The 12167-nt window shown below is 41.0% G+C and carries 10 protein-coding genes; 7 read left to right on the forward strand and 3 right to left on the reverse strand.

The window, feature by feature from the left end:
* Window positions 1-143: 143 nt before the first annotated feature.
* The 7 genes from ltnD (at window position 144) to SLS51_RS06650 (ending at window position 7064) form a co-directional block, all read left to right on the forward strand.
* Window positions 144-1049 (forward strand): L-threonate dehydrogenase, encoded by a 906-nt coding sequence (gene ltnD / locus SLS51_RS06620; RefSeq protein WP_323836653.1) that lies wholly within the window; start codon window positions 144-146, stop codon window positions 1047-1049.
* Window positions 1049-2326 carry a 3-oxo-tetronate kinase gene (gene otnK, locus SLS51_RS06625; RefSeq protein WP_323836655.1) on the forward strand — a complete coding sequence of 426 codons (1278 nt, stop codon included), beginning with the start codon at window positions 1049-1051 and terminating at the stop codon, window positions 2324-2326. Before ltnD ends, otnK begins: the two co-directional genes overlap by 1 nt.
* Window positions 2319-2960 carry a 3-oxo-tetronate 4-phosphate decarboxylase gene (gene otnC / locus SLS51_RS06630; RefSeq protein WP_323836657.1) on the forward strand — a complete coding sequence of 214 codons (642 nt, stop codon included), beginning with the start codon at window positions 2319-2321 and terminating at the stop codon, window positions 2958-2960. Before otnK ends, otnC begins: the two co-directional genes overlap by 8 nt.
* An 18-nt stretch (window positions 2961-2978) precedes the next feature.
* A complete protein-coding gene (gene otnI / locus SLS51_RS06635) occupies window positions 2979-3758 on the forward strand; it encodes a 2-oxo-tetronate isomerase (RefSeq protein ID WP_323836659.1) in 780 nt (259 codons plus the stop codon).
* Window positions 3759-3770: 12 nt separating this feature from the next.
* The gene (locus SLS51_RS06640) at window positions 3771-4538 is read left to right on the forward strand and encodes a DeoR/GlpR family DNA-binding transcription regulator (RefSeq protein WP_323836661.1); all 768 of its coding nucleotides are present in this window, start codon (window positions 3771-3773) and stop codon (window positions 4536-4538) included.
* 172 nt (window positions 4539-4710) lie between these two features.
* Window positions 4711-5676: a D-erythronate dehydrogenase gene (gene denD / locus SLS51_RS06645; RefSeq protein WP_323836663.1), complete on the forward strand. Its 966-nt coding sequence runs from the start codon at window positions 4711-4713 to the stop codon at window positions 5674-5676.
* 2 nt (window positions 5677-5678) lie between these two features.
* Window positions 5679-7064, forward strand: a complete 1386-nt coding sequence (locus tag SLS51_RS06650) for a GntP family permease (RefSeq protein WP_323836665.1) — start codon at window positions 5679-5681, stop codon at window positions 7062-7064.
* A 994-nt stretch (window positions 7065-8058) separates the two neighbouring features.
* On the opposite strand, the gene SLS51_RS06655 is transcribed toward SLS51_RS06650, so the two are convergent.
* The 3 genes from SLS51_RS06655 to SLS51_RS06665 all read right to left on the reverse strand — a co-directional run bounded on the left by SLS51_RS06655 (window position 8059) and on the right by SLS51_RS06665 (window position 12150).
* Window positions 8059-8985, reverse strand: coding sequence for a cycle-inhibiting factor (locus SLS51_RS06655; RefSeq protein ID WP_323836667.1), 927 nt, complete (start codon window positions 8983-8985; stop codon window positions 8059-8061).
* Between the two features lie 150 nt (window positions 8986-9135).
* Complete coding sequence (locus SLS51_RS06660) at window positions 9136-10041, reverse strand: Pvc16 family protein (RefSeq protein WP_323836669.1); 906 nt, start codon at window positions 10039-10041, stop codon at window positions 9136-9138.
* A 24-nt stretch (window positions 10042-10065) separates the two neighbouring features.
* Window positions 10066-12150 carry an ATP-binding protein gene (locus SLS51_RS06665; RefSeq protein ID WP_323836671.1) on the reverse strand — a complete coding sequence of 695 codons (2085 nt, stop codon included), beginning with the start codon at window positions 12148-12150 and terminating at the stop codon, window positions 10066-10068.
* Between the last annotated feature and the right edge of the window lie 17 nt (window positions 12151-12167).

A 12167-nucleotide genomic window follows, 5' to 3' on the forward strand; every position in this document is an offset into this window, starting at 1 on the left:
ACTATATAAATCAAGTGATTATAATAAAAATCACCTTCAAACAGCGGGCATTCGAATGTGATAACCATCGTGTATTTGTGAAATGATGTGTGAAATAATGATAAAAGAATAACAAATTATAACAACAACACCAGGGAACCACCATGAGCCAATCAATACAAAAAATAGGAATTATAGGATTGGGGGCTATGGGCATGGGAATTGCCCGCGCGTTAATACGCGCGGGCATTCCCACGTATGGATTTGATTTAAACCAAAAAGCCTGTGACCAACTACTACAAGCAGGCGCTAAAGCGGCGACAAACAACGCAGCAAATTGCGCATCAGAGCTGGATGCTATCTTACTTGTTGTTACCAATGGTGCTCAAATAGAAAGCATCCTGTTTGAAGGCGAAACACCGTTAGTCAACCAGTTAAAAGCCGGTACGATCATTGTGCTTCACAGTACCGTTGCCGCAGAACAGGCTAAAGATTTTGCCCATCGTCTTAGCCAATACAATCTAAACATGCTAGATGCGCCTATTTCAGGAGGCGCACTAAAGGCTGAACAAGGCCAACTCACCGTTATGGCTTCCGGTGAACCAGCATTATTTGAACAACTAAAACCCGTATTTGATGCCACCACCGAACGTCTCTACCATGTTGGAAATGAAATTGGTCAAGGCTCTACCGTCAAAACAATCCATCAATTACTTGCCGGTATACATATTGCTGCCGCAGCTGAAAGTATGGCATTGGCGGCCAGAGCCGGCATTTCCCTAGAGCTGATATACGACATTGTAACCCATGCGGCGGGTAACTCTTGGATGTTTGAAAACCGCGTTCCGCATATTCTGGCAGGGGATTACACGGCTAAATCCTCCGTAGACATTTTTGTCAAAGATCTGGGATTAGTCCTAGAAACAGGTAAGGATCTGAAATTCCCATTACCATTATCAGCCACTGCACATCAAATGTTCCTCGCTGCCAGTAATGAAGGTTTTGGCCAATGGGATGACAGCGCAGTTATCAAAACATTTAAAGGTATTACTTTGCCGGAGAAAAAATAATGACCATTAAATTGGGCGTTATTGCTGATGACTTTACCGGCGCAACCGATATCGCCGGTTTTATGGCACAAAGCGGTTGGCGAGTTGTCCAGCTACTGGATACACCTGATGAAAATACCACCATTCCACAGAATATTGATGCTATTGTTATCAGCCTGAAAAGCCGCTCCTGCCCGATGGACGAAGCCGTGAATAACGCAGTGAAATCCTGCCGCTGGTTACGTCAGAAAACAGCTTGTCAGCAAATATTCTTCAAATACTGCTCAACTTTTGACTCTACCAGCAAAGGCAATATTGGGCCGGTCACCGATGCCCTGATGGATGAACTACAAACAGACATCACGCTGATTTCCCCAGCCCTTCCCATTAACGGACGAACAGTTGTGCATGGGCATCTATTCGTCAACGGTCAACTACTTAATGAAAGTGGCATGCAGCACCATCCGGTGACACCAATGACAGATGCCAATCTACTGCGCCTGATGGAACAACAAGCTCAGGGGAAAGCAGATCTGGTGGATCTGGCATGTGTACATCAGGGCGAGCAGGCAATCCGCTTAAGGCTAAATCATTTACAGCAACACAACATACGCTACGCAATAACAGATACCCTCTCCATGAATGACCTACTGCCTATTGCCAGAGCGGCATCAGAGCTGAAATTAATCACTGGTGGTTCCGGTCTTGGTGCTGCCCTTGCCAGCACAGACACCGGTAAGCCATTGATGCCATGCCAACAGGGAGGGGCAACCCCACCCGCCGAGAATAGATGCACCGTGATCCTTTCTGGCAGTTGTTCCGTCATGACCAACAAACAAGTTGCTCTATATCAGAAATTAGCCCCAACTAAGGCCCTGAATATTGATTCATGTATCAATGATCCACAATATGCTGAAAAGCTGGTTACGTGGGTTATTCAACAATCCGAAAACTATCTGGCACCGATGCTATACGCAACTCACCCCCCAAAAACATTACAGAAAATCCAACAACAATATGGTGCGACTACTGCCAGCGAAGCTGTAGAAAACACCTTCGCCAGCGTTGTAAAAAGCCTGCGTCAGTTCGGATTCAATACCTTTATTGTCGCAGGCGGCGAGACTGCCGGTAAGATAGTACAAAGTCTGGACATCCAACAATTCAGTATCGGTGCACCCATTACTCCCGGCGTACCTTGGGTACACGATCAACAACACAATTATTGGTTGGCATTAAAATCAGGTAACTTCGGCAATATTGATTTCTTCCTGCATGTACAGGAGATGTTTCATGAGTGAACAGGCACTACGGACAGAATTAGTCGAATGGGCTCGTTCAATGTTCTACCGGGGTTATAGCAGTGGCGGTGCAGGTAACATCAGCGCAAAACTGGAAGATGGCACGATGATCATCACACCGACCAACTCCAGTTTTGGTGACTTGCAAGCTGATTGCCTGAGTAAGCTAGATGCAGAGGGTAATTGGCTATCCGGTGACAAACCCACAAAAGAAGTTTCCATGCATTTGGCAATGTACCGCAACCGTCCCGAATGCCATGCGGTGGTCCATCTACATTCCCCTTGGTTAACTGCCCTTTCCTGCCTACCCAATCTGGATAAAAATAACTGCCTGCCACCCATTACGCCCTACTATGTAATGCAAGTTGGAAAGCTGCCTCTGGTCAAATATCTGCCACCAGGAGATGAAAGAATCGGTGAAGAAATTGCGAAGCTGGCCACAAAACACAACGCAATCCTCCTTTCGAACCACGGACCTGTTGTCGGCGGCAAAACTTTACGGCAAGCTTTTTTCAACGCAGAGGAATTGGAAGATACCGCACGGCTCTATTTAACCTTATTGCCACTCGGCTTCACGACATTAAATGAAGAGCAAGTACAAGAACTTGAAACTCGTTACCCAAAAACTGAGTGAACAAACAAGGAGTTCGTCATGGCTAAATTCGCGGCAAACTTGAGCATGATGTTCAATGACGTACCTTTCACAGCACGTTTTGCCCGTGCAGCCAAAGCTGGATTTAAAGGCATTGAATATCTGTTTCCTTATGAAGTCGCAGCGGAAGAGCTTGCTGCCCTATTAAAACAGCATCAATTAACACAAGCTCTGTTCAACATGCCCGCCGGAAACTGGGCGGCGGGAGAAAGAGGAATAGCCTCTATGCCTGGCCGTGAAAAAGAATTTGCCGCAGGTGTGCAAACCGCGCTGAAATATGCACTGGCGCTGAACTGCAAACAAGTTCATGCGATGGCCGGAAAATTACATGAACAATTCACGCCAGAACAACAACGTGAGTGTTATATCAGAAACATTCGATATGCCGCTGATGTGATGGCAGAACATAACATCAACGTATTAATTGAACCGATTAATACTCGTGATATGCCAGGTTACTTTCTGACAACTCAGCATCAAGCTGAAACATTACTCAAAAAAATTGAGCGTCAAAATGTTCTTATCCAGTTGGATCTTTATCACTGCCAGATTATGGAAGGGGATTTGCTACGCACCATTGAACGTCTATGGGGCAAATTCAGTCACATCCAGATTGCCTCGGTGCCCGAACGCCATGAACCCGATAGCGGCGAAGTGAACTATCCGTGGCTATTTAACAAACTGGATGAAATGGGCTATCAAGGGTGGTTGGGCTGTGAATATCACCCTGCGGGTTACACCGAAGATGGTCTGGATTGGTTGACCAAAGCACAGAAATAATCAGGAGAAGATATGCTTCCATCAGAGCGTAGAGACTTTATTTATCGCTACGTACATGAATATCAGACAATTTCCATCAGTACGCTGGTTAAACTGATGAATGTCTCACATATGACAATACGGCGGGATATCCACACTCTGGAGGAGGAAGGAAAGGTCGTTAGTGTCAGTGGCGGTGTGCAACTTAGTGATGTTTTACGTCAGGAGTTGCCTTGGAATGAAAAAGCCCGACTTAATCATCGTCATAAGCGGGAAATTGGTCACTATGCAGTATCTCTGGTTGAAGATGGGCAAGTGGTCTATCTTGACGCTGGCACAACCACATTTGAAATTGCCAGAGTCCTGGCTGAGCGTTTTAACCTCACCATCATCACAAATGACTTCTCCATTACCCAATACCTGATGAACAAACCCCAATTAAATCTGTTCCATACCGGGGGACAGGTAGATAAGAGAAATCATTCCTGTGTTGGCCCTATCGCCGCCATGTTGCTTCGCAACTTGAATGTAGATATTGCCTTTATTAGCACCAGTTCATGGGATCTGGAGCATGGTGTCTCCACGCCGTATGAAGAGAAAGTTTTAGTCAAACAAGCAGTATTGGAAATCTCCCGCCGGCGTGTTTTGGTGTCTGATAGCAGTAAATATGGCAAATACGGCATGTTTCGGGTCTGCCCGCTCTCTAGTTTGAATGATATTGTCTGTGACAACCAGCTCTCACCGAAAGTGCAGCAACAATTACGAGAACATAATCTGATATTGCATACTGTCAGCGTATAAGGATAAAAACCCTATACCTTATGGATTTCAAGATGCATCGCGACGGCAAGGGAGTGAATCCCCGGGAGCATAGCAAACGATGTGACTGGGGTGAGCGAGTGCAGCCAACAAAGAGACAGCTTGAAAGATGACGGGTATATATAACCAAAGCTACTAAACAAGGAGAGTCGCAATGAAAGTCATAATCACTGGTGGCGCCGGTTTTCTGGGCCAGCAACTCGCCAGCGCTTTACTAAACAACGATCAAACATTAAATTTCGACCAACTCATATTGACCGATATTCAATGTCCTGTTTCGCCAGTTAATGATCCCCGCATTCAGTGTCTGGCACTGGATTTAACTCAATCAGGTGCCGCGGAAAAGCTGATCGACGAAAACAGTGCGGTATTATTCCATCTCGCCGCCATTGTCAGTAGTCATGCGGAAAGCGATTTTGATCTCGGCTTGCAAGTTAACTTTGATGTTACTTGCAACTTATTAAACGTTGCACGGGCTAAAAATCCAAACCTGAAATTTATTTTCACCAGCTCCCTGGCGGTATTTGGCGGAGAATTACCAGCAACCATTACGGATCAGTGTGCGGTTAATCCTCAATCATCCTATGGCGCACAGAAAGCCATGTGTGAATTGCTAATTAACGACTATTCCCGCAAAGGATATGTTGATGGGAGAGTACTTCGTCTACCGACAATCAGTATCCGCCCAGGTAAACCAAACAAAGCAGCATCCTCTTTTGCCAGTGCTATCATCCGTGAACCTCTGCACGGAGAAAGCAGTATCTGCCCAGTTTCCCGCGATCTTACTTTATGGCTTTCCAGCCCTGAAACCGTGATCCGCAACTTGATACATGCGGGTCAAATTCCGGCGGAAAAATTTGGTCTTTCCCGCACAGTGAATTTACCGGGCATTAGTGTCACAGTTCAGGGCATGATTGATGCACTGGCAGAGGTTGCCGGGCAGAAAGCGGTGGATCTCATCCGCTTCGAACCAGACGAAAACATTAACCGCATTGTTGCCAGTTGGCCGGGTCACTTCAATATCAGCCGTGGCTTATCACTGGGTTTCCATGCTGATAATGCTTTCAGTGATGCAATCCGTGCTTTCATCTCCAATAACCTATCCCAAGCTGGAGGCTAATTATGGAACACTACATTCCGGTCATTGGTCTGGGTGTAGCCGTATTTGTGTTGATCTTTCTGGTGCTACGTACCCGTGTTCATGCTTTATTAGCCATGCTCATTGCAGCGGCGATCGCCGGGCTCACTGGTGGCTTAACTGCAGCAAATACCATTGATGTTATGACTAAAGGTTTTGGCTCCACACTAGGCAGTATTGGGATTGTTATCGGTCTAGGGGTCATGATGGGACGGGTGCTGGAAGTTTCCGGTGCGGCGGAACAGATAGCCTACAGTTTTATCAAATGGTTAGGTAAAAAACGCGAAGAGTGGGCATTAGCGATCACCGGTTATATCGTCAGTATCCCAATTTTCGTCGACTCTGCCTTTGTTATCCTCTATCCACTGGCAAAAGCACTCGCAAAAAAGGGAAAACGTCATCTTCTAACGCTTGGCGTGGCACTGGCTGGCGGATTGGTTGTTACCCACCACACTGTTCCGCCAACACCGGGGCCACTGGGGGTTGCCGGTATTTTCGGTGTAGATATCGGCGCTATGATGTTAACCGGTATGGTTCTGGCGGTACCTTGCGTTATTGGCATTGTATTTTATGCCAAATGGTTAGCAGTAAAATATCCTGAATTTCAACCCATTGATGAAGCAGAAGAAGCTCAAGATCTACAAACAATCCACCAACGCTACATGGAAGATAAGGCGAAAAAACCACTACCGAGCCTATTTCTTTCCTTGTTGCCGATTATTGTCCCTATCATTTTGATCTTCATTAAAGCCATTAATGGCCTATTATTAAACACTGAAACTTTCACTGGACAAGAAAACAACTTCTATTTTCAGACACTTGATTTCCTTGGCGCACCCGTTATTGCTTTAGCCATCAGTGTATTATTGGCGGTTTATACCTTGATGCCAAAAGCCAATAAACATGAAGTTATTGATCGTCTGGAAGAAGGTTTACAGGCTGCTGGTATTATTTTATTGGTGACAGGAGCCGGCGGTGCGTTAGGAGCGGTACTGCGTGAAAGTGGTACCGGCACCATTCTGGCGCAATATATAGCCAATCTACCACTAACACCGGTGCTGATTCCATTTATCATCGCAACACTGGTTCGCTTAATTCAAGGTTCCGGCACGGTGGCAATGATTACCGCTGCTTCTATTTCTGCGCCAATTATTAGTCAAATTCCGGGGATCAACATGTTGGTTGCCGCACAAGCAGCAACGATGGGCTCATTATTCTTTGGTTATTTTAATGACAGCCTATTCTGGGTCGTTAATCGCATGATGGGAATTAAAGATGCCAAACAACAGATGTTCGTTTGGTCAATACCCACCACTATTGCATGGGCGATTGGCTTGTGTGGTGTCATCATTCTGGATCTGGTGTTATAAACACCAAATCATTAGCAAAATAACCATTTAGCCTCTTTAAAAATAAGAGGCTAAATTTATATATTGACCACACCATAATTTTTTATAAAATTTCATTTATCAATCATCGAAGTTTCAACCCAGACTGAAAAAACGTTTCGCTAACCCTTCCCTTAACTCCTTACCAGAAACAACGCCAGATAAAACTTGTTTCTCTTTTCCCAATTGATACCAAATCGCTTCGACTTTTAACAACGGTAAAAAAAAATATTATTGGATTACATTTTTATTCTCTTACTCTTTAAAAGCAGGTTAAATTAATAGAAAACTAAATATTATATTACGATTTTATATAATTATATATGAACTACAATTAATACATTTAAATATTAAACATATTTCATCGATTAAATGATACCATTATTATATATTTTCATAACATTACTCCATAAAATTGAAACACAATCTAAAATGTTTAATATTTTCCTATTCTTCTTGATACTATTAATTCTCCAATAATAATCTTAATTACCGAAAGTAAATTAGGAATGAATTTTACTATTTAATAAGTAAATCATGCATTGAATATAATCCAATAAAACATTTAAAACAAAACATTACGTCATCCACACTTCCTTGTTAATAATATTTCAAGAATTAACAAAATACTTGAAACTGTAAAAAATAATCAAAAGGAAAATAAAATGCCTAAGAAGTTAAATACTCAGGCATAAAAAAGGATACTATACCCTATGGATTTCAAGATGCATCGCGGCGGCAAGGGAGCGAATCCCCGGGAGCATAGATAACTATGTGACCAGGGTGAGAGAGTGCAGCCAACAAAGAAGCAACTTGAAAGATGACGGGTATATACCCTATGGATTTCAAGATGCATCGCGGCGGCAAGGGAGCGAATCCCCGGGAGCATAGATAACTATGTGACCGGGGTGAGTGAGTGCAGCCAACAAAGAAGCAACTTGAAAGATGACGGGTATAAATATTTAGATAACACAATTCATTCTGGTTTACTAAATTTTCCATCATAATGATCAAGTTTAGATTTTAATGTTTCAATATTTTCATAAAAATTATTAATATCGTATTCGGTTAAATAAATATCCACATTTTCATCTCTCTTCATTCTATCCAACTTAACATTGGATACATCTCTATGTATATCAAGCGTCTCTGAAATTAACGCTCTCTTTTCATCATCAGATAATAGATTAAATTCACGACTTAATAATTTTTTTAACTTATTAAGACTAACGGCATCTTTTCCTCTGGAATTTAACCAATCTGCTATTTTAAGCGGAGGTAATGCCCCTTGTCCTAAATCTGATTGATAGATATATCCCACTGTTTCCTGATCATTGGATGGGAAATCAATTAAAAACATATGCCCAAGTCGACGATCATTAACCAATGCAACGTAATTTTTTGCACTACTAAGCTGATCAACACTTTCAGCAAATTCATTGCCATCTATTTTCCCTGTCTGGGCCGTTTTTACTGGATCAATAGCATGTTCTCCCTCAGTCATTAATTTAAATATATTTTGAGCAGATAAACCACAAACTGGCTCAGTAGGATCATAAGGATTTACCCCAATTATTTCTTGGTACATTTCAAGACCACCTAATTCGTAAACCATTTCATCAATTGCTTTCAATATAGTTGCAAAATCCCGATCAATGATTTTGTTTTGCCAATTATCATTCCACAGTAATTTATTCCCTTTCGGATCATTATGTAGTGAGATAATATCATCTATCAATTTTACTGCATTTACATTATGTTTTTTAAATTTTGAGGAATCCGTTGATCTCGATAAGCCAGAAGAAAGACCTCTTTCCAGATGATTACCGGTTTCTATATTTTCACATGCTTTATCTTTTCCCACACGAGTTTCAATTTTTTTTGCAAGATCGCTGATTGGCATAATATTATCACCCAAGAATTATAAGTAAGGAATAAGTAATATATAGATTAAAATACCAAATACAACAAGATGCTTTTATATAAATCAATCAATAAAAACATTGTTATCTTCTATTACTCACCATCTTATTATGGGTAATTAATTAGATGATTACTTTTCAATGTCAATTAATTTATTAGCATCTACTTTATCAACAATAATACCTATACCATTTATCTTAACAACCGCTTTATGACCCTTTACCCAAGTTGAAAGAATCTCCTTTATTTTAGAACAATAGGTTGAAAAAGTAATACCTGAAACCTCAAGGATAATTTTTTCATTTTCCTGCTTATCATTATTGTCTATAACCGATAAGACTGGTTTAATTATTAGATTCACTTTAGTCAGCGCAAAACGCACATCTTCTGTATCACCTAAATCAGTATATAATTTTTCTAACAAAGCCTGCCTTATTTGTGAGCTAATAGGATTCAATTTTTGATCCACAGAATGGGAAATCTCCATAACTGGCTCTATTGTATTTTTAATATCTTGAAGTTCTACCGGTGCGGTAACTGAATATAATAAAGAAAGTCGAGGACGATTGCCGAGAGCCTGCCAAAAATTACCCAAGCTATTTAAATTTTCCTGTGGCGGAATGATTCTGGTGTAGGCACCAGGAATTTTGGGTAATTGACGATAATTAATCAACGCGTTCAAAACAGAAGTCATTATTTTTGCTGCCTGATTATCAGGTTGGCTATCCGGGCTACTGCCATCAACTGAGGGTTTATTCGAATGCCAGTAAGTAATTAAATAATTATAATTAATATTGACCCATCCCGGTAACAATAAATTAGTCATAGGATTATAACGCTTTGGTTCAGCAGAGCGTAATTGCAAATCTTCATGTACATCATAAAGAAATACACTTATTGTCGGTTTAGATGGAATTGAATCTATCTCTGGCAAATCAAAACGAATATCAATATTATTTAAATATCGAGATAGAATATCTTTTAATGCATTATTAACTTCGACAATAGCATTGTTAGGTTCAATGATATCTTTCATATCGACTCCAAATTTAATAAATATTTAAAAAATCAGTCTGCCACTCTTATTTAATTCGAGAATAACTGCCCGCTCTATATGTTGATTCTCAATTTTTTCACTATTATTGTCTGCGGCTAATATTGATGCCAATAAGGCAATATTTCTGATATTAGCCCCAGTCAAATCAGACCGTTTAGCCAAATGTGCACAATCAATTTCATCGGATAATTTCAGTTGTTCAGGCCAGATAGTCTGCCACATTTTTTTACGTAATATTTCGTCAGGATAAGTAAAATGGGTCATAAAAGTAAAACGACGATTAAAAGCGCTATCCAGATGGCTACGATTATTAGTCGCTAAAATCACCAACCCCGGATAATCTTCCAACCGTTGTAATAGATAAGAAACTTCAATATTGGCATGTCTGTCTTGAGCATTTTTGGTTTCACTGCGCTTGCCAAACAGTGCATCGGCTTCATCAAAAAACAGTACCCCGGAATCTGATTCAGCTAAATCGAAAATACGGGCGATATTTTTTTCCGTTTCACCAATATATTTATTCACCACGGTAGAAAGATCGACTTTAATCAAATCAACACCAAGATGCCCGGCAATCACTTCTGCGGCCATCGTTTTACCCGTTCCCGATTCACCGTGAAACAGTGCACTAATACCCGTGCCATAACCTACTTTTTCCTGAAAGCCAGCACCCAAAATCTGGTCACGGTAATTAATCGACGCAATAATCTCTTTCAATTGTTGAGCTAATTCATCAGAAACCACTAAATCATTAAAATTACGTTTTGGCGTTATTCGTCGAGCCAATTTACCTAAATTCTGTTGAGCGCGGAAACTTAATGCTTTACGTAAATCTATCTCTTCTAATTGATCATCCGGTTGTCGTAATATTTGATATTGATAAGCTTCTTTAAGAATTAACGGTAAAGTTTCCGCAGTAAATGAGAAACGCTGACACAATTGAATAGTATTAATTCTCTGAATGGCATTATCCGGTAGACATTCTTTCAACATAGATTCTTTATCCACCAGCGTAGCTACCGGCATCTCAATTTGCACCATTGGCAAATGTTTAATCCATACTAATGCGTCTCCCGACTCTACCAAACAAACCACCCGTAATTTTGGTTGATTCAGCAAAACGGATAATAGGTTATTCAATGTTTTCTTTTCATTTGCAAGTAAAGAAAAATGACGAATTAATAAACAAGCATTATGTAACCGTGCTTCTCTCACTGCATCTGCCAGCAAATTAGCTATTACAGTTAAGTTCTCTTCCTCTGGTAATCGAGCTAAATCCAAAATTAACGTGCTGATATTGTGAAACGCCATAATATTGCTGACCGCTAATTCTCTGGCACTGTCCTGTTTTCCTCTAAGTACCACCAGCGGGCGAATTTCATCAGTTTCATTCAATAATATCTTTCCAAATGAATGATAAAGAGTTGATGGATACCAAAGGTTCGAAGTAGGAGAATGCCAATAAGCACAAGTTATTAGGGGCGGCAAAATGCCCTGCTGTTCTGATAAAAAATGCCAGACGGCACTGTGGGTTATAAATTGCGTTTGTAGCCAGATAGATTCTTCGTGGTTATTGAGCCGTAATAGTTGGTTATTGATTAACGGTGCGTGTGGTAAAAAGCAATTTTGCAATAATTGCCAATCACTTTGGCGTTGACTAAATAATTCAATTGCTAAAGCAAAGCCAGGCCACTGTTTTTTACTATTACCGTGTAGAGCAGCAAATAATGCATGATAACGGCTGTCAAAATGTGGCAATAAACCGAGTAATAAGATATCGCGCTCAAATTCCGTGAGCTCAAAACGCTCAACTAATCGAGACAGTGCATCAGAGGCAAAATGTTCTTCGGTTTTCGGATGACCAACAATATTACTCTCCTCAAATAGCCAATGAGGAAAACCTTGTGGTTGTGTCAGATATTCCTCTACCTTATTCTCCGTAAGTAAAAAACTCTCCGGTAATGAATCGTACCTTTCTCTCTTTTGATAATAGTAGCGCTGTAATAGCAGATCGATACGCTCCAAATGGGGATAAATCCAATGTAATTCAGCCACCACATAGTGGTTATTTTTAAGTAAAGAGTTCATATAGACCTTTTAAATAT

It is taken from the genome of Photorhabdus africana (assembly GCF_035181445.1).
GTDB classification, from domain to species: Bacteria; Pseudomonadota; Gammaproteobacteria; order Enterobacterales; family Enterobacteriaceae; genus Photorhabdus; species Photorhabdus laumondii.

What these genes read in the sequence shown, in the direction of transcription:
- otnI (WP_323836659.1), top strand. Translation starts at nt 2,979, where the DNA reads ATGGCTAAATTCGCGGCAAACTTGAGCATGATGTTCAATGACGTACCT.
- denD (WP_323836663.1), top strand. Translation starts at nt 4,711, where the DNA reads ATGAAAGTCATAATCACTGGTGGCGCCGGTTTTCTGGGCCAGCAACTC.
- SLS51_RS06640 (WP_323836661.1), top strand. Translation starts at nt 3,771, where the DNA reads ATGCTTCCATCAGAGCGTAGAGACTTTATTTATCGCTACGTACATGAA.
- otnK (WP_323836655.1), top strand. Translation starts at nt 1,049, where the DNA reads ATGACCATTAAATTGGGCGTTATTGCTGATGACTTTACCGGCGCAACC.
- ltnD (WP_323836653.1), top strand. Translation starts at nt 144, where the DNA reads ATGAGCCAATCAATACAAAAAATAGGAATTATAGGATTGGGGGCTATG.
- SLS51_RS06650 (WP_323836665.1), top strand. Translation starts at nt 5,679, where the DNA reads ATGGAACACTACATTCCGGTCATTGGTCTGGGTGTAGCCGTATTTGTG.
- SLS51_RS06660 (WP_323836669.1), bottom strand. Translation starts at nt 10,041, where the DNA reads ATGAAAGATATCATTGAACCTAACAATGCTATTGTCGAAGTTAATAAT.
- SLS51_RS06665 (WP_323836671.1), bottom strand. Translation starts at nt 12,150, where the DNA reads ATGAACTCTTTACTTAAAAATAACCACTATGTGGTGGCTGAATTACAT.
- otnC (WP_323836657.1), top strand. Translation starts at nt 2,319, where the DNA reads ATGAGTGAACAGGCACTACGGACAGAATTAGTCGAATGGGCTCGTTCA.
- SLS51_RS06655 (WP_323836667.1), bottom strand. Translation starts at nt 8,985, where the DNA reads ATGCCAATCAGCGATCTTGCAAAAAAAATTGAAACTCGTGTGGGAAAA.